The organism is Dongia rigui (assembly GCF_034044635.1).
In the GTDB taxonomy this organism is placed as follows: Bacteria; Pseudomonadota; Alphaproteobacteria; order Dongiales; family Dongiaceae; genus Dongia; species Dongia rigui.
Genome location: NZ_JAXCLX010000003.1, coordinates 106,346 through 123,748 on the forward strand (window position 1 = coordinate 106,346; position 17,403 = coordinate 123,748).

A 17,403-nucleotide genomic window follows, 5' to 3' on the forward strand; every position below is an offset into this window, starting at 1 on the left:
CATGTCCCCGATCGCCAAGATCATCCGCCAGGCTCGCGCCATTCCCGTCATCGTGATCGATGCGATTGAAGACGCGCTGCCCCTCGCCCAGGCGTTGCGCACCGGCGGTCTCTCCAGCATGGAGATCACCTTGCGCACCGCAGCCGGCCTCGAGGCGATCAAGCGCCTGCGCGGGGCTGTTGATGGCCTGTCGGTCGGCGTTGGTACGGTCCTCTCCGCCGATGACTTGAAGCGCGCCCATGCCGCCGGCGCCGATTTCGCGGTCAGCCCCGGCTTCTCGGAAGACCTCGTCAAGCTGGCACTCGATCTGGGCCTGCCCTATCTGCCCGGTGCCGCGACGCCGGGCGAGGTGATGCGCGGCCGTGCGCTCGGCCTCGATGCCTTCAAGTTCTTCCCCGCCGCGACCCTGGGCGGCCCGGCGACGCTGAAGGCGTGGGGCGATGTCTTCCCGGACAATCATTTCTGCCCCACAGGTGGTGTCTCGCCGGACAACGCTCGGGACTACCTGGCCCTCGCCCATGTCGCCGCGGTCGGATCATCCATGCCGGCACCGCGCAAGATGGTGCAGGAAAAGAAGTGGGAAGAGATCAAGGCGCTCAGCCACCAGTTTGTCGCGTCGACACAGGCCTGAGGATGCAGGCCTGAGGATGCGGGCCTGAGGAGGGCGCCGGAGTTCAGCCTCGGATCCTGAGGCCCCGCGACCACCCCAGTACGCGCGGCCTATTTCTTCTTCGGCACGCGGAAGAGCTGCTGGTCAAGGTCCATGCCGAACTGCGCTTCGAACAGGCCGACACGCACCTGCTCGTTCTTCTGATCGACCACCGTCCATTGGCGCAGTTCCATGGGCTTGTCGCCCAGCTCCAGAATGACCTTGCCTTCATCGGCGTCATTGGTCTGACGGATGGTCAACTCGAAGGCGGCCGGCGAGCGCTTGAACGCCGTCACAGTCACATCGCCGCCCAGCTCGACGTCATCACGCAGCAGGAACCATAGCGGCGAGGATGATACCGGCACGCGGTTGATCTGATCGAGTTCCGGGTCATAGTAATGCAGCGACACGCTGTCCGAGACGATCAGCATCGGTGACGGCGGCTCGTATTCAATGCGAATGAAACCCGGACGCTTCAGAGAGATCGTGCCGAAGGCGATGCCGCCCTTCTCGGAATATTGCTGAAACTTCGCCCGCATCGTCGTGATGCCGTTGAGGTAGTCCTGGATCCGTTTCAGATCCGCCTCGTCCTGCGGCGTCAGATTGGCCGGCACGGCGCGCGCAAAAGCCGGCCGAGCCAATGGCCCCAGCGCGCCGAGCAACGCCATGGCACCCGCCGCTGTCAGCAACTGACGCCGCGAAAAGGTGAAATCAGTCACGATGGGAAACCTTTCGTTCAATGGTAACGGCCTCAATCGTCCATGCCGCGCGCCAGGACCTCGCGCTTGCCGACATGATTGGCCTGGGAAACGACGCCTTCCTTTTCCATCCGCTCGACGATTCGGGCGGCACGGTTGTAGCCGATCTGAAGATGGCGCTGGACGAAGCTGACCGATGCCTTTTTCTCACGCGTGACGATGGCCACGGCGCGGTCATAGAGTTCGTCGCCTGAACCGCCGCCGGGTTCACCATCGATATTGTCAAGACCCTCGCCCTCTTCGTCATCCTGCGTGACTTCCTCAATATAGGCTGGTTCGCCCTGTTCCTTGAGGAAGCGCACGATCGATTCCACTTCACGGTCCGAAACGAACGGGCCATGGACGCGGGTGATGCGACCGCCATTGGCCATATAGAGCATGTCGCCCTGGCCCAACAGCTGCTCAGCCCCCATCTCACCAAGAATTGTTCGGCTGTCGATCTTGGTGGTGACGTGGAAGCTGATACGTGTCGGAAAATTGGCCTTGATGGTGCCGGTGATGACATCGACCGACGGCCTTTGTGTCGCCATGATGATGTGAATGCCGGCGGCACGCGCCATCTGCGCCAGACGCTGGATCGCCGCCTCGATCTCCTTGCCGGCGACCAGCATCAGGTCGGCCATTTCGTCGACGACGACGACGATGAAAGGCAGGGCGGTGAGATCGAACGGCTCTTCCTCATAGATCGGCTGGCCGCTCTCGGGGTCGAAGCCGGTCTGCACGCGACGGGTCAGTGTTTCGCCCGCCGCACGTGCCTGCTCGAGGCGCTGGTTGAAGCCGTCGATGTTGCGCACACCCAGGCGCGACATGGCGCGGTAGCGGTTCTCCATTTCGCGCACGACCCATTTCAGGGCCACGATCGCCTTCTTTGGTTCCGTCACCACGGGTGACAGCAGATGCGGGATACCGTCATAGACGGAGAGTTCCAGCATCTTCGGGTCGATCATGATGAACTTGCACTGCTCCGGCGTCAGGCGATAGAGCAGCGACAGGATCATGGTGTTGATGGCGACCGACTTGCCTGAACCCGTGGTGCCGGCAATGAGGAGATGCGGCATGCGCGCGAGATCGACCACGATGGGCGCGCCGCCGATATCCTTGCCGAGCACCAATGCCAGGCGGCTCTGGCTGCCCTGGTAGCTTTCATCCTCGATCAGTTCGCGGAAAGCGACGACCTCGCGCTCGCGGTTCGGCAACTCGATGCCGATGACACTGCGGCCGGGGACGACGGCGATGCGGACCGAGACGGCGCTCATCGAACGCGCGACGTCATCGGCAAGACTTACAACGCGGCTGGTCTTGGTGCCCGGCGCCGGTTCGAGTTCGTAGAGCGTCACCACGGGACCGGGGCGCACCTTGACGATCTCGCCCTTGACGCCGAAATCGTCGAGTACGGTTTCGAGCAGGCGTGCGTTCTTCTCGAGGCTCTCCTCGTTGATGCGCTGCACGGCGAGATTTGCTGTGGGCCGCGAAAGAATATCGACCGGCGGCAGTTCGAAGGCGCTTTCCTCCAGCACTAGTTTCGCTTGGCGCGAATCCTTGCTTTTGGTCGGCTTGGCCTTTTCCTTGGCTTTCGCGGTTGGCGTCACGACCAGTCGCTCGCCACGGCCACGTTCTTCCGCTTCCGCCACGCGGCTGGGGATCTCGATCGCCACACGGCCGCGCTCGTTGCCGTCATTGCCGAAACGTGGCTCGCGCCGCGCATTGTCCCGCGGTGCCTCACTGTCGGCACGACGCCCGAATGTCGGCAGCCGCAGCTTGAAGCCACCACCGCCAATGCCGGAACGTCCGCGATCGATCACTTCGCCCATGTTGCGCCCCATACGCGCAACGCCGCGCCCGAAACGCACATAACCGCCGAGCCCGATTCCCAGGCTGTGATAGAGGGCGACGAGGCCAGCGGCGAGGCACGCCATCGCAAGCAAGCGGCTGATCAAGGCAAAGTCGACCCCGCCGGCAAATTGCGCGACAAAGCCACCAAGGCCGCTTGTCCCACCAGAGCCCACCAGGATCATATGGCCGGCAAGCCCACCGAGGCCGGCAATCCATGGCCATTCACCGGTTCCCGGCAGGGCGGCAAATGCGGTGGCGAGCAGAAGACTGGTGACAGGCAGCAGCAGCAGCTTCAACCACATGCGGCCGATGAAATGATCGCGCAGCAGCGCCACACCCCAAGCCAGCAGGGCGGCCGGTGGCACCAGTGCCGCGAGGCCCAGCCCTTGCAGGACGAAATCCGAGAAGACCGCGCCCGGGCCGCCCAGCACATTGGCCACCGACGCGTCAGTGGCGCGGTTGAAGGACGGATCCGTGCCATTGGCCGTCAACAGCGCCAGCAGATAGGCAAAGCCCGCCAGCATCAGCACGATGCCGAGGCCTTCCAGCAACCGCCGCTGCACGAAGCTGGTGAAGCCGCCGGGGCCGCCGAAGCCCAAGCCCGATGGCATCGTCATGCCGCCGCCGCGTGCGCCATTTGTCGCCATAGTTACTGTCCCCCGCTCGACATCTTCATCTCAGCTCCGGCAGCCATGAAGCTGCCCAGAACACCCGCCATCCGCTCCAGCGCCCCCGCCAATTGCTGCGGCTCATAGACCAGCGCGACGCGGATGAACGGCGCACCGGGATTACGTCCATTGGCATCGACCCGCGCCATGTAGCCGCCCGGCAGCACCTTGATCGCCGCCTGCCGCCACAATTCCACCGCCGCCTTCTCGCCATCGCCCACGTCGAGCCACAGGAAAAACCCGCCACCCGGCTTCACATTGCCGAAGATCGGCCCCAGAGCCTTCTGCGCCAGATCGAAGCTGGCCTGGTAGCGCTGGCGGTTTTCAGTCACATGGGCTTCATCGGACCACAGCAAGGTCGAAGCGGCGAGGATCGGCAGCGGCACCGCAACACCGCCATAATTGATGAGTTGCGCCTGGCGCGAAATAAATCTGGCATCGCCGGCCACGAAACCTGATCGCATGCCCGGCGCGCTGGAGCGCTTGGAGAGCGAATGAAAGACCAGCACATTGTCGCATGAGCCGCTGGCTTGCGCCGCCTCGATGGCACCGGCCGGCGGCGCGCCGGTATAGATCTCGGCATAGCATTCATCGGCCGCGATCACGAAGTCATGACGGCGCGCAAGCTCGATCCAGCGGCGCCAGAAGGCGGCATCGGCAACCGACCCTTGCGGATTGGCGGGCGAACACAGATAGACCATCGCCGCTTCCTGGAGCAGCGACACGGGCACGGCCTCGGGATCGGGCAGGAACGCAGTTTCCGGGCCGGCCGGCAGGAAGGCCGGTTCGCCGCCGGCCACGACCGCCGCACCGGCATAGGTGTGGTAGAAGGGGTTGGCCATCAGTACCTTCGCCTTGCCCTTCGGCAGGCCCGCCGCCACGGCGGAGAGGGCGATGTGGAACAACGCCTCGCGCGTCCCGGAAACCGGCACGATCATGCGATCGGCGTCGATGAAGCCGGGCTCGATCCCATAGCGCCGCACCAGCCAGGCCTTGGCGGCCGCCCGGAACTCCACATTGCCGATCGTCGGGGGATACTTGCTCCACAGTTCTTTTGCGTTGGCGATGGCGTCGGTGGCGAAGGCCGGGGGCTGGAATTGCGGCTCGCCGAGCGATAACAGCAAAGGCGTATTGCCACCCCCGGGCTGGGTCCCTTCCAGCAGCTTGTTCAGCCGCGTGAAAGGGTGAAACTGGGCGAGCGACTCGACGCGATCCTGATTCATTCTCGAAACCCTGGCCCGTCTGGGCAAAAATGCAAGCTACATCAAAGGCCGACTCGGGCGCGACTCGGATGCGACTCGAAAGAGTACAAACCAGCACAAGCCGGGAACGACACTAATGTCTTAAGAGTCTGCCATCAAGTGCTTGTATTAACGCAGATTCCGCTCCACTAGGCGATATCGTGCCGATGGTCCCGAAAGGTTCCATCTGTGTTCGACAATTGACAAATACCTAAATAGCGTAATATCGTATGCGTAATATTACGCTTTCGAAGCCTGAGAGAGGCAAGGCGCGTCGGCTTGCCCTGGGGACACGTGATGAAAATTGCCGCCATCGGCGAGTGCATGGTCGAGTTTGCGCCTGACGGCCGGGATGGCTGGCAGATGGGCTTTGCCGGCGACACATTCAATACGCTGTGGACCTTGCGTGGCCTGCTGCCGAGCAACGTCACCACCGATTACGTCTCGGCCTTCGGCGATGACGAGTTCTCGCGCCGGCAACTCGCCTTCTTTGCCCAGCATCACGTCGGCACGGCCAACAGCCCCCATATCGCCGGCGGCCGGCCCGGACTCTACGCCATCACCCTGGACGGGGCGGAACGCAGCTTTACCTATTGGCGCGGCGATTCCGTGGCACGCCGGCTCGCCGACGATAGCGCGGCATTGGCCGGCAGCCTCAAGGACCGCAAGCTCATCTATTTCTCAGGGATCACGCTGGCGATCCTGACGCCCACGTCGCGCCGCGCTCTGCTGGCGGCTGTGACCGTTGCCCGCGCGCAAGGCAGCCTCATCGCCTTCGATCCCAACTACCGCCCGCGCCTGTGGCCGGACCGCGCAATTGCGGCAGCGGCCATCACCGAAGCCGAGCACGTGGCCGATATCGTGCTGCCGACCTTCGATGACGAGCGCAGCCTGTTCGACGATGTGGACCCTGCCGCGACCGGGCGACGGATCACGGATCTCGGCGTGCGCGAATGTGTGGTCAAGAATGGCGGGCAAGCGGCTTTGCTCTGCCACGACGGCCGCGTCGCCGAGAGTCCGGCCCGGCCAGGCGTCAAGGCCGTCGACACGTCCGGCGCCGGCGATGCTTTCAATGGCGGCTACCTTGCTGCACGACTGCAGGGCCGTGAACCTGCCGACGCCGCCGCCTTCGCCCACCGCGTGGCCGCCTTGGCCATTGGTGTTCGCGGCGCGTTGACGCCGTTCTCGGTCCTCAGCACTGCACGCGAATAGGAAAGTGTGCTCTGGCCCGAATGAGTGTCACGCCAATTTCACCCGATTGCGACATGGCGGCAACCTGCTGCCGCTATAGATCGCCGGATGAGCAGCCTCTCCCTCACCTATTCCAGTGCCTATGATTCGCGCCTGGCGCGCTTGTCGATCCGGGCGATCGAGATCCTCAGCGGCCAGCTGCGCCTGAAGCGTCTTTACGATCTTTACCAGGCGGAGATGGACGGGTCGACCGATTTCTGGGAGGCCGCCATGCGCCTCCTGCAGTTGCAGCTCGATTACGACGCCGGTCGTCTGGCGCAATTGCCGACCACGGGTCCGCTGGTCATCATCGCCAATCATCCGTTCGGCCTGATCGACGGCCTCTTGATCGGCCATCTTGCCAATCGCGTGCGCGACGACTTCAAGGTTCTGACCAATTCCAGGCTCTATCCGCCTGATGCCGATATCCAGCGCTATATCCTGCCCATCGATTTCGATCCTGGCCCCGAAGCACAGGCAACCACATTGAAGACGCGGTCGATCGCGCGACAGCATCTAGCCGGTGGCGGCTGCCTGATCGTGTTTCCGGCCGGCGGTGTCGCCACGACGCCGACGCCGTTCGCGCGCCAGGCCGTCGACCTCGACTGGAAGCCCTTTACCGCGCGCCTCATTCACGCGTCGCAGGCAACCGTCGTGCCGATGTTCTTCCACGGCCAGAACAGCCGCCTCTTCCAGATCGCCAGCCATATCAGTATGACCGCGCGCCTTGCCTTCCTGCTGCACGAAGTGTCGAACAAGATCGGCGGCGCCTTTCGCGTCACCATCGGCGACGTCATCCCTTATTCCGAGATCGCAGCGACCCGCGACCCGCTCGAACTGTGCCGTTACTTACGCCAGCGCACCGAATGGCTCGGCAATCCAGCGACACGGCCCGGGGCCAGCGGCATCATCGGCTGATCTTCAGGCGGCGTGCCGCTTCCCTTCCTTCAAATCGTAATACCGCATCATCCAGGGCACGAACCAGTTGTTGCCCTGGTAGAACGGCACCGTCTTGAACGGCCGGTCGGCAAAGACCGATTTGACCGAACCCGGCGCCAGGATCCGCTGTGCCAGCAATCGCCCGAAATGCGAGCCCATCGGCAGCCCGGCAAAGCAATAGCCGACGGCAAAGTGAATACCTTCATGGGTCCCCAGATGCGGCAGCAGATCGAACGTGGCAGCACAGCGCCCGGTCCAGCTATGCGAGACGCCAACGCCTTTGAGGTCGGGGAACGTCGCCTGCAATTCCCGCATCAGGCGCTTTGCCATGGTTGCTTGATCGCTGCGGGTGCCGGTCTTGCCGGTATAGAGGATGCGATTGCCATCTGGCGCCCGCCGGATCGCATCGACATTCATGAAGCTGTCGATATAGGTCCGGTCATGGGGCAGCAGCTGATCGATCAACCCTTGCGGCAATTCCTCGGTTGCCATCTGCCAGGCATCGAAGGGAATAAGCCGACGCTGCAGCCAAGGCAGCAGGCCGTCGGTATAGCCATTGGTCGCCAGGATCACGTCCCGTGCCTGCAGATGACCCCGATCCGTGGCGATTTTGAAGCCCGCGCTGTCCCGACCAATGCCGCTCACCCGGGTAAAGGGATGCAACTGAATGCCGCGCGGGACCACCGCACGCAGCAATCCGGCGTGATAAAGGCCCGGATGGATCGACGCCAGATCCGGCAGAACGACACCACCGACATAGCGCGGGCTGCCGATCTCCCTTGGCAAGGCATCGCGGCCAAGGATATCGAAAGGCGAACCGAGATGCCGATGGCGCAGTTCATATTCGCGCTTGATATCTTCGAACTGGCGCGCGGTCTCCGCCAGGACCAAGCGACCATGCACCTTGAAGGCGCAGTCGATGGCATATTCGGCCACCGTGTCGGCGACGGCCTGAAAGGCTGCCTGCATCTCCTGATAGGTCGCGATCGCGTGGTCGAGGCCCTTGGCCTTCACCAGATCGCCGAAGGAATATTTGAGGGTACGACCGACGAAACCGGAATTACGGCTGGAGGCGCCGGAGCCGATGGCGTTGCTGTCGAAGACCGCCACGGAGCGGCCGGCCTCCGCCAGTTTGAGTGCCGCAATCAGCCCGGTATAGCCGGAGCCGACAATGGCCACATCGATATCTCTCGGCAGATCCGTTGCCGTCAACGCCGGCCGCGGTGCCGCTTCCCACCAATAAGGATCGGTCTTCATGGCGTTGCTCATTTTGCGTCTTTGGCCGCCCGGTCGGCCTTCAGCCAGCGGAAGAGCTCCGTCATGCGCTTGGCCCGCAAGGCGGCGGCGTCTCGCTTCTGCCAGTCATAGATTCCCGGCATGCCGTCAGTCTTCAGCAATGCGTCGACTTTCTCCGGCGCCTGGGGCGCCGTCGACAGATCCGGGATAAGCGAGTTGCCGAAGCTCACCATCGTGGCCAAACCGCCGATATCGGCCGATTCAATCGGACCGGTGATGTCGATGCGGCGACCGAACGATGCCTTTACCACGGCATCGATTGCTTCCGCCGAGGCGATGCCATCGGCCCAGAGCGCCCAGGCTTCGCGCAGCAGTGCAAATTGCAGGCGGTTGCCGATGAAGCCTTTGACCTCCTTCTCGATGACGACCGGTTCCTTGCCGGTACCGCGCACCAGCGCCACCGTGCGCGCGACAACATCCGGGGCGCAGTAAGGACCGCCGCAGATTTCAACCAGAGGAATGAGCTGCGGCGGATACCAGAAATGCGTGGCGATCACGCGCGCAGGGCGTTTGACATTGGCGATCAGTGCGCTGGCCGGCTGACCGCTGGAGGAAGCAAGGATCGTCTCTGGCCGGCACAGCGCATCGAGCTCGCCGAAGATCTTCAGTTTCAGCGGCAAGTCCTCGGTGACCGCCTCGATCACCATGGCGGCATCGCGGGTGGCGTCCAACGTCGTGCCGGTGGCGATGCGCCCGATCGCGGCCGTCGCTTCCATGCTTGTCATCAGATCATTGGCGACGAACTCGGCGAGACTGGCCTTTATCTTGCCAAGCGCTGTATCGAGGCTTGCCTGGTTGCGGCCGATCATCTGGACCGGATGACCAGCGGCGGCAAAGACCTGTGCCACGCCATGTCCGATGATGCCGTTGCCGATCACGGCAATGCGTTCCGCCCCCATACCTGCCTCCTGCACGTTTCTGAACGATTGTGCAGGAGGCTAGGATAGGTGACCCGGACCGGTCGAGCGGTTTCTTAGCTGGCGCGAACTTCGGCGATGAAACTCTCGACCTCGCGGTTGAGAGATTTCGCCTGTTCCGCCATCATCTCGGCGGCATTGAGGACCCCTGCAGCGGTATCGCTAGCCGAGCGCACGGCACTTTCGACACCGTCGATATTCTGCCGCACGGATTGCGTGCCGCTGGACGCCTGTTGGGCGTTCGACGAGATCTCCCGCGTCGCTGCCGATTGTTCCTCGACCGCCGCGGCGATCGAGCTTGAAATCTCATCGATACGCTCGATCGTGCTGGTGACGCTCGCCATGGCCTTTGCCACGTTGTCAGTCGAACTCTGGATCGCCTGGATTTCGACCGAAATACCTTCCGTCGCCTTGGTCGTCTGGCTGGCCAGGGCCTTCACCTCATTGGCGACGACGGCAAAGCCCTTGCCGGCTTCGCCTGCCCGCGCCGCCTCGATCGTGGCGTTGAGCGCCAAGAGGTTGGTTTGCTCGGCAATGGCAGTGATGAGCTTCACCACTTCGCCGATCCGCTCCGAGACGACGACCAGGTTCTTCATCGTGTCGTTGGCCCGTCCGATCTCGCCAACGGCCGTTCGCGCCACGTCCGACGAACTTGCAACCTGGCGGCTGATCTCGCTGATCGAGGCCGAGAGCTGCTCGGCCGCCGCTGCCACCGCATCGACACTGCCCGAGGCATTGTCTGTGGCGCCAGAAGCCTCGCCGATCTTGCTCGTTGCGCCTTCTGCGACCTTGGACATCGACTGGGCGTGCTTTTGCAATTGCTGAGCGGAAGTCGTGACGCTATCAACGACGCCTTTCACCGAGCGTTCGAAACCGTCCGCCAATGCCTTCATCGCGGTGCGCTTCTCGACCTCGGCCCGTTCGGCTGCAAGCTTCTGCTCTTCTTCGAGGCGCAGCTTCTCCTGCTGCCCCTGTTTCAGAACCTCGACCGATCGCGCCAGCTCACCGAGCTCGTCACCGCGCTCGACGCCTGTCACGATCGCCGCGAAATTACCGTGTGAGACATCTGAAGTGACTTTGGCCAGCGCGACGATAGGCTTGGCAATGCGGTTCCCGAGCCAGGCGAACATCAGGGCACCGAGAATCAGTGCCACAGCAACAATGACGATCAGCGTGTAGATGAGTTCATTGGCATCTTTGAGGACAGTTGCCACCGGCACTTGCAGCACGAGCGTCCAAACCTCAGCCGGTCCACGGAAGCTGATCGGAGCAAAAACCACGAAATGCTCACCGCTGGCATCCATTTGCATCACCGGTTCGGTCAATTTGCCGGCAACGTAGGACTCATACATCGGTTTCAGATCGACCTCGCCGGCAAAATCACCATCTTTGGTCTTGCCGATCGGCTGCCCGATGCGCTCCGGATCGGGATTGGCCGCCCATACCCCGTCATGGCTCAGCAACAGGACTTGACCGTCGCCCATCGGTTTGATTGCCGCCAGTGTCTCGGTAACTTTGGTGAGCGGCATATCGATCGTTGCAATGCCGAAAGCCTTGCCCTCATGCATCATCGGTACGCTGATAGTTGACATCAGCACGTCGACGTTCTCGACCGGATAGATATAGGGCGGCGTCAGCATCGTTCGCTTGGCCTGCAGAGGGTCGATATACCAACCCTGGATCCCCGCCTCGATCGTCATAATGAGCGGAACGATCGCAACCCCCTTATCGGAGGTGTTATAGTAATAAGGAACGAAACGCCCGGTTTCATCCTGCTCAGGCGCGTCACCACTCATGCTGTCGACATAGACTGGAACGTAATTGCCGTCGGCATCCGTCGCCGGCTTCTTGCCGGCAAACGGCGCATCGTCATCATAACCGTTAGGTTCGAAGGCGACAGTGGTACCCACAAATTCCGGATGCGCGCGAATGACCGAAACGGCCAGCGATTTAATGAAGCTGCGCGGCATCTGGCCTGCCTTGGCACCCTCCATCAACCTTGCCTCGGTTTCCGCGACGTCAACGGCGGATTGGATGAAGCCGGTCACCTGTCGGCCCGTGCCGGTCGCGATCGCCTTCAGATTCGCAGCTGCGTCGCTCTTGGCTTGGTCATAGGCCATCCAAGCCGCAACGCCACCGGCACCTAGAATACCCACCAGCAGCACCGCAATGCCGGACAGCATGACGCGTGCACGCAGACCCATATGGCCAGACTTTCCCGGCCGGGCTGCCTTTGACAGCTCAGACATGATCTCTCCCCGTTGTTAGCTAACGGAGAGCATGCGGTGAGATACTTAATTCCCAATTAATAGGATTTTAACAGGATCGACGACCTACGGCGCGCCAAGCCAGGGCCTCCAACACGGCGCCGCAGGCTCAAAGATCGAGCTGGTGGCTTTCGCCTGAGAATTCGCACATGCCGCCGGGTGCCCCGGATTCATCCTGGCTGTTGTGCCAGATGCCAGGAAGAAACAGCGGTTTGTTTTTCTTGATCGGCGCGGTGGCAGCAAGGCGGGCCTGCTTGCCGCCTTCGGCCTGCGAATAGACAACGCCCACGCCATAGATCAGCGCCGCCTCGTCGTCCCAGGTGACCCGCAGCACGGTCACGTCGCGACCGGCTTCATCCTTGCCCGGCCAGCTTGTCACCTTGGGCAGGGCGGCCGGTTTCCTGGCGCCGACATTGACGCTGCCATCGAGGCCGATGCCGAGCTGGAAATACTGCTTCACCGGCCCCTGCTCCGTGTCGCCTTCCGGCTGCTCGCCTTCGGCCGCAGTCCAGATCTCGACATGCGGGCGGCTGATCCAGGAGGCACCGGCCACAGCTTGTGCCGCCAATGGATCATAGACCTGAATGAGGAGCGATTTGCCGGTCTCGGCGATGACGCGCATTTCGGCGGCATCGCCGGCGGCGGCCGGCTTGCCATAGACCAGGAAGCCCTTGCTGCCATCGCTCTTCACCGACAGGCCGCAGGTGCCAAGGGTCGTTCCCGCCGGCAGGGGTGACGGGTCAACATCGAAGGGCATCGGCACAGCGTAAGCGGCGACGACACCCGGCTCCGGCTGCGGATCGAGTGGCTTGGCGAAATCGGTCGTTGCCACTGGACAGCCGATTTCGGCGTCCGACCAATCCTTGCGCGGTGCCGGCGCAAACGCGCGCGCTTCCAGCTTGCGGCGGTCGACCACCGTCAGTTCGCCTGTCTCAGGTGCGGCATTGTGATAAGAGCAGTCGCTCTCGCCGATCAGTGCGAGCGGCGACAATTGGAAGGTCGTTGCCGTATCCCAGCGCCAGGCCGAGCCACCCGATTGCGTGTGGGTGAGGCGGTTGTCGCCGACCTCGATTTCGTCATAGCCCGTCTGCGCCGAACCATAGCCGTCATTGCAGAGCGGCAGCAGTTTGACCGGCGGGGCACCATCGGCCAGCAGCCAGATCTCGCGCCCGCCATCGACCTTGTCCATGTTCTCGAGCGCTTCCTCGGTGGAGCGGCATCCTTCCTCCGGGAAATAATTGGGGAGGTCGGCAAGTCCGAAGACCAGGTCGGCGATGCGCAGCCTCTCGCCCTTGGCGCCCTTTCCAGCGGGCGTCACCTGCGTCACCTGGCAGGTCGGCCGGTCGGCGCAAACCAACTTCTTTTCATCCGGCGATAGATCCTCGGCCCAGGCCAGATGCGGCCAGGCGAGAGCCATGAGGGCCAGTGCCGTAGCGGCAAGAAGCTGATGCGGACGATAAGCCGGGACGGCAAGGGTTCGGGTCACGATGTTTTTTTCCCTGAGAGGGTGACGGCTGGGACGATGACGCATTCACCCGCGGCCCGGCGTTTTGAGGAGGCCTTCGGCCAGCGCCAGATCTTCGGGTGTGTTGGCATTGAAGAAAGGGTCGACGGCGCCGCCCGGGAGGTTCACGACGCCCGGGAAATTTACCGCACTGGTGCGATGGCGATCACAGAAGGCTTCGACCTTGCGCAGATTCTCGAGCCCCAACGCGAGGCGCAGATCCTTGCGCAAGGCGACCCGCCACAGGCCGATCACCGGATGCCTGCGACCGTTGCTGGCGGCAATAGCGATATGGGCACCGGCTTGGGCGGCCTCTCCCAGCCGCGCTACCAGATCCGCCGGCAAAAAGGGACAATCGGTCGACACGCTGAGGACGTATTCGGAACCCGGCCGCTGGCTGGCCGCCCAGTCCAGGCCGGCCAGAATCCCAGCGAGCGGACCCGGCTGCCCCGCAATCTCATCCGGCACGACCTCCAGGCCGAACTTGGCAAAGCGGGTGGGATCGCCGTTGGCGTTGACCACCATTTCGCGGACTTGGGGACGGAGGTTCTGAATGACGTGGTCGAGGAGGGGTCGGCCTCCCAACAGGCGCAGACACTTATCGCCACCGCCCAGGCGTGATGCGCGGCCACCAGCCAGCAGGATGGCAGGGATCGGCGTGGGCTGACCAGGAATCGAACGGAGCGGCATCAGCGAAGGCTAGCATGACACGGATTTTCTTGAGAACCCCGTGGCGCGCGTGCCCCTGCCAAAGCGCCGGGTCAAAACGCCTGTGCCAAAACGCCTGTGCCAAAACGCCCGTGCCAAAACGACGAAACGCGCCGGCCCAGGGCGCAAGGCCCGGATCGGCGCGTTTGCCGGAGAGAGACCAGAGCCGCCGGCCGAGACCGACGGCGATTGTTTAATCCTCTGACACTTCCTTTTCGCCACTGGCATCCATCATGGCGCCGGCGACCAGGCCCGCATTGGCGCGGATCTTCTGTTCGATTTCCTTGGCCATGGCGCCATTTTCGCGCAGGAACGACTTGGCGTTCTCGCGACCCTGGCCGATGCGCTGGCCGCTATAGGAGAACCAGGCACCGGACTTCTCCACCACCCCGGCGGCGACGCCGAGATCGATGAGCTCGCCCATCTTGGAAATGCCTTCGCCATACATGATGTCGAATTCGACCACCCGGAACGGCGGCGCCAGCTTGTTCTTGACCACCTTCACCTTGGTCTGGTTGCCGACCACGGTTTCCTTGTCCTTGATCGCACCGATGCGGCGGATGTCGAGACGGACCGAGGCATAGAACTTCAGCGCGTTGCCGCCGGTCGTCGTTTCCGGGTTGCCGAACATGACGCCGATCTTCATGCGGATCTGGTTGATGAAGATGACCATGGTCTTCGAGCGGCTGATCGAACCGGTCAGCTTGCGCAGCGCCTGGCTCATCAGGCGGGCATGGAGGCCGACATGGCTGTCGCCCATTTCGCCTTCGAGTTCGGCGCGCGGCACCAGGGCTGCCACGGAATCGATCACCAGGATGTCGATGGCGCCGGAGCGCACCAGCGTATCGGCAATTTCCAGCGCCTGTTCGCCGGCATCCGGCTGCGACACCAAGAGGTCGCCGACATTGACGCCAAGCTTGGTGGCATAAGAGGGGTCAAGCGCGTGTTCGGCATCGACATAGGCGCAGGTACCACCGGCTTTCTGGGCCTCGGCGCAGACTTGGAGAGCCAGGGTCGTCTTGCCCGAGCTTTCCGGGCCGTAAATCTCGACGATGCGGCCGCGCGGCAGGCCGCCGATGCCCAGCGCGATATCAAGACCCAGCGAACCCGTTGAAACAACTTCGGTTTCAACCGCCTGCTCGCTGGAGCCCAGACGCATGATCGAGCCCTTGCCGAAGGCGCGCTCAATCTGCGACAGCGCCGCATCCAATGCCTTGTTCTTATCCATATTATCTTTGCCGTCCCTGTCCGTAATCCGCACGACGTTCTGCGACATAAGCGTCTCTCCCACCTTAGATCACAGCACCGCAGCAGTGACAATTCGGCGCCGAATGAAGCTATATGTACATTCTTTGTTCCGCTTGTAAAGGAATTAGATCGAAAAGAGAACGATTGCGAGATTTTTCCCCAAAACCAACAAGATATGGTGGATTTGCGCGGCCGAGCGCCACAATGGAACTGGCTGCCGGCCCGGTTCACGGCCGCAATCCGTGCCGCTCGAATCGGCTGTTTCGCATTAATCGAGCCGGAATAAGAATTAATCTTAAAAGATGCTTGTGATCTGGCTTACAAAGGCTGCGCTCTCACATTGCCCGCCACCCGGCCTTCCGGCACGATGCCCACGACTTTCCGTTCATGCCTGCCAGAAATCCGGGGAACCTTCATGACCGTTTTATGGGTGCTGTTGGCTGTCGTCGTCATCGTCGTGGTCTGGGGGATCTTGACCTATAACCGGCTCGTCGGGCTGAAGGCGCAGGTCGCCAATGGCTGGAGCCAGATCGACGTGCAGTTGAAGCGGCGCTACGATCTCATCCCCAATCTGGTCGAGGCCGCCAAGGACTACATGGGCTATGAGCAGGAAACGCTGCGCCAGGTAATCGAGGCACGGAACAGCGCCGTGAAGGCCAATGCCGGGGCCGGCCTGCCGACGTCTGAAACGGTCGCCGCCGAAAGTGCGCTCTCTGCCTCGGTCGGCAAGTTCTTCGCCCTCTCTGAGAATTACCCCGATCTCAAAGCCAATCAGACCGTGCAGCAGCTGATGGAAGAGCTGACCTCGACCGAGAACAAGATCGGTTTTGCCCGCCAGTTCTATAATGATTCTGCGACCAACTATAATACGGCGGTGCTGAGCTTCCCCGGCAATCTGATCGCGGGGCGCTATGACTTCGGCCAAGCTGCTTTGTGGCGCGTCGCCGAAGCCGAGCGCGCTGCGGTCGAAGCCGCGCCGAAAGTGAACCTGCGCTAAAAAAGTCTTCAGCCGATGAGCGATCTCGCCGCCCCTCCGACGGTCCCAGAAGACACCGGTTCGCGCATTCACGGTACGGATTTTCTGGCGGCACAGTCTGAAAACCGGCGCAATACCTGGCTATTGATCGTCGGCCTCATCCTGCTGGGCGGCATCCTCGGCTATCTGATCGGCTGGGCGCTGGAAGCCTGGAGCGGCGATGCGGGTTTCGAAACATTCGTCACGGTCAGTCCGCTCGGCGTTCTCGGCGCAGCCGTCCTGGCCGGCATCGGGATCGTCTCGAGCGGCGTCACCTTGTTTGCCGGCGACCGCGTCGTCACCGTGATGGCTGGCGCCAAGGAAGTCACGGCCGATCAGGAACCGATGCTGCATAACGTCGTCGAGGAAATGTCCATCGCCGCCGGCCTGCCAAAGCCAAGGGTGATGGTGATCGAGAGCGACGCTCTCAACGCCTTTGCCACCGGCATGCGCACCGATGCCGCCGTGATCGGCGTGACCCGCGGGCTGCTCAAGACCCTACCGCGCGATCAGCTGCAGGGCGTCATCGCCCATGAGATGGGGCATATTCTCAATCTGGATACGCGCTATATGGCGGCCGTCGGCATCATGGTCGGCCTCATCGCGCTGGTTTCCGACATGGCGCTGCGGTCACTCCGCGTCAGCGGCCGCGGCTCGTCCCGCAGCGGCAAGAAGGGCGGCGGGGCGGCACTCGTCATCCTGGCGATCCTGATCGTCTTTGCGATCCTTGCCCCCATCGCCGCGCAGATGGTGCGGTTCGCCGTGTCGCGCCAGCGGGAGTTCCTGGCCGATGCGACCGCGGTGCAGCTGACCCGCAACCCGCTCGGTCTCATGGGGGCGCTGCGTGCCCTCGCCGGTCACGCCTCGGGATCCGAGATCGGCAACCGGGCCATCCAGCACGTCTTCATCGTCAATCCGGTCAAGGAATTTGCCAGCAAAACCAATGCTTTCCTGGCCACTCATCCATCGATCGACGAGCGCATCGAGCGCCTGCAGAATCTCGGCAAGGCATAAACTCCATACCGATCAGCTAGATAGGGCCATGGCCGACGGCCGGTTTACTATCGGGAGGCTTCCTGCTAGAACCCGGCCGCTTTCCAGACAAACCTTTAAAGACTGATCAGGTTGAC

14 protein-coding genes are annotated in these 17,403 nt (G+C 62.7%); 5 read left to right on the plus strand and 9 right to left on the minus strand.

Annotated features, from left to right (window positions below; translation table 11 throughout):
- Position 1: 1 nt before the first annotated feature.
- Positions 2-631: a bifunctional 4-hydroxy-2-oxoglutarate aldolase/2-dehydro-3-deoxy-phosphogluconate aldolase gene (gene eda, locus SMD31_RS16220; protein ID WP_320501961.1), complete on the plus strand. Its 630-nt coding sequence runs from the start codon at positions 2-4 to the stop codon at positions 629-631.
- 89 nt (positions 632-720) lie between these two features.
- On the opposite strand, the gene SMD31_RS16225 is transcribed toward eda, so the two are convergent.
- Genes SMD31_RS16225 through SMD31_RS16235 form a run of 3 tightly spaced genes read right to left on the minus strand, consistent with a single transcriptional unit; the run spans position 721 to position 5,131 of the window.
- Positions 721-1,368 (minus strand): LolA family protein, encoded by a 648-nt coding sequence (locus SMD31_RS16225; protein WP_320501962.1) that lies wholly within the window; start codon positions 1,366-1,368, stop codon positions 721-723.
- Between the two features lie 32 nt (positions 1,369-1,400).
- Positions 1,401-3,887, minus strand: a complete 2,487-nt coding sequence (locus tag SMD31_RS16230) for a DNA translocase FtsK (protein ID WP_320501963.1) — start codon at positions 3,885-3,887, stop codon at positions 1,401-1,403.
- A 2-nt stretch (positions 3,888-3,889) separates the two neighbouring features.
- The gene (locus SMD31_RS16235; RefSeq protein WP_320501964.1) at positions 3,890-5,131 is read right to left on the minus strand and encodes an aminotransferase class I/II-fold pyridoxal phosphate-dependent enzyme; all 1,242 of its coding nucleotides are present in this window, start codon (positions 5,129-5,131) and stop codon (positions 3,890-3,892) included.
- 315 nt (positions 5,132-5,446) lie between these two features.
- Between SMD31_RS16235 and SMD31_RS16240 the strand changes: the two genes are divergently transcribed.
- Positions 5,447-6,361, plus strand: a complete 915-nt coding sequence (locus tag SMD31_RS16240) for a sugar kinase (RefSeq protein WP_320501965.1) — start codon at positions 5,447-5,449, stop codon at positions 6,359-6,361.
- 87 nt (positions 6,362-6,448) lie between these two features.
- Positions 6,449-7,297, plus strand: coding sequence for a lysophospholipid acyltransferase family protein (locus tag SMD31_RS16245; protein ID WP_320501966.1), 849 nt, complete (start codon positions 6,449-6,451; stop codon positions 7,295-7,297).
- A 3-nt stretch (positions 7,298-7,300) separates the two neighbouring features.
- Here SMD31_RS16245 and SMD31_RS16250 read toward each other — a convergent pair whose 3' ends face one another.
- The 6 genes from SMD31_RS16250 to recA form a co-directional block, all read right to left on the minus strand.
- Positions 7,301-8,575 (minus strand): NAD(P)/FAD-dependent oxidoreductase, encoded by a 1,275-nt coding sequence (locus SMD31_RS16250; RefSeq protein ID WP_320501967.1) that lies wholly within the window; start codon positions 8,573-8,575, stop codon positions 7,301-7,303.
- Positions 8,576-8,583: 8 nt separating this feature from the next.
- Positions 8,584-9,513, minus strand: coding sequence for a 3-hydroxyacyl-CoA dehydrogenase family protein (locus SMD31_RS16255; RefSeq protein ID WP_320501968.1), 930 nt, complete (start codon positions 9,511-9,513; stop codon positions 8,584-8,586).
- Between the two features lie 74 nt (positions 9,514-9,587).
- Positions 9,588-11,780: a methyl-accepting chemotaxis protein gene (locus SMD31_RS16260; protein WP_320501969.1), complete on the minus strand. Its 2,193-nt coding sequence runs from the start codon at positions 11,778-11,780 to the stop codon at positions 9,588-9,590.
- A gap of 127 nt (positions 11,781-11,907) precedes the next feature.
- Positions 11,908-13,284, minus strand: coding sequence for a hypothetical protein (locus tag SMD31_RS16265; protein WP_320501970.1), 1,377 nt, complete (start codon positions 13,282-13,284; stop codon positions 11,908-11,910).
- A 45-nt stretch (positions 13,285-13,329) separates the two neighbouring features.
- On the minus strand, positions 13,330-13,992 hold the full coding sequence (gene mobA / locus SMD31_RS16270) for a molybdenum cofactor guanylyltransferase MobA (protein ID WP_320501971.1): 663 nt from the start codon (positions 13,990-13,992) through the stop codon (positions 13,330-13,332).
- A gap of 211 nt (positions 13,993-14,203) precedes the next feature.
- Positions 14,204-15,286: a recombinase RecA gene (gene recA, locus SMD31_RS16275; RefSeq protein WP_320501972.1), complete on the minus strand. Its 1,083-nt coding sequence runs from the start codon at positions 15,284-15,286 to the stop codon at positions 14,204-14,206.
- A 387-nt stretch (positions 15,287-15,673) separates the two neighbouring features.
- Between recA and SMD31_RS16280 the strand changes: the two genes are divergently transcribed.
- A complete protein-coding gene (locus SMD31_RS16280) occupies positions 15,674-16,255 on the plus strand; it encodes a LemA family protein (RefSeq protein ID WP_320501973.1) in 582 nt (193 codons plus the stop codon).
- Between the two features lie 15 nt (positions 16,256-16,270).
- Positions 16,271-17,287 (plus strand): M48 family metallopeptidase, encoded by a 1,017-nt coding sequence (locus SMD31_RS16285; RefSeq protein WP_320501974.1) that lies wholly within the window; start codon positions 16,271-16,273, stop codon positions 17,285-17,287.
- Positions 17,288-17,403: the final 116 nt, after the last annotated feature.

Bases quoted from the DNA above. Each gene is read 5' to 3' on its own strand.
- SMD31_RS16255 (WP_320501968.1), bottom strand. From the start codon at position 9,513: ATGGGGGCGGAACGCATTGCCGTGATCGGCAACGGCATCATCGGACAT.
- mobA (WP_320501971.1), bottom strand. From the start codon at position 13,992: ATGCCGCTCCGTTCGATTCCTGGTCAGCCCACGCCGATCCCTGCCATC.
- SMD31_RS16280 (WP_320501973.1), top strand. From the start codon at position 15,674: ATGACCGTTTTATGGGTGCTGTTGGCTGTCGTCGTCATCGTCGTGGTC.
- SMD31_RS16240 (WP_320501965.1), top strand. From the start codon at position 5,447: ATGAAAATTGCCGCCATCGGCGAGTGCATGGTCGAGTTTGCGCCTGAC.
- SMD31_RS16285 (WP_320501974.1), top strand. From the start codon at position 16,271: ATGAGCGATCTCGCCGCCCCTCCGACGGTCCCAGAAGACACCGGTTCG.
- SMD31_RS16250 (WP_320501967.1), bottom strand. From the start codon at position 8,575: ATGAAGACCGATCCTTATTGGTGGGAAGCGGCACCGCGGCCGGCGTTG.
- SMD31_RS16235 (WP_320501964.1), bottom strand. From the start codon at position 5,131: ATGAATCAGGATCGCGTCGAGTCGCTCGCCCAGTTTCACCCTTTCACG.
- eda (WP_320501961.1), top strand. From the start codon at position 2: ATGTCCCCGATCGCCAAGATCATCCGCCAGGCTCGCGCCATTCCCGTC.
- SMD31_RS16260 (WP_320501969.1), bottom strand. From the start codon at position 11,780: ATGTCTGAGCTGTCAAAGGCAGCCCGGCCGGGAAAGTCTGGCCATATG.
- SMD31_RS16230 (WP_320501963.1), bottom strand. From the start codon at position 3,887: ATGGCGACAAATGGCGCACGCGGCGGCGGCATGACGATGCCATCGGGC.
- SMD31_RS16245 (WP_320501966.1), top strand. From the start codon at position 6,449: ATGAGCAGCCTCTCCCTCACCTATTCCAGTGCCTATGATTCGCGCCTG.
- recA (WP_320501972.1), bottom strand. From the start codon at position 15,286: ATGTCGCAGAACGTCGTGCGGATTACGGACAGGGACGGCAAAGATAAT.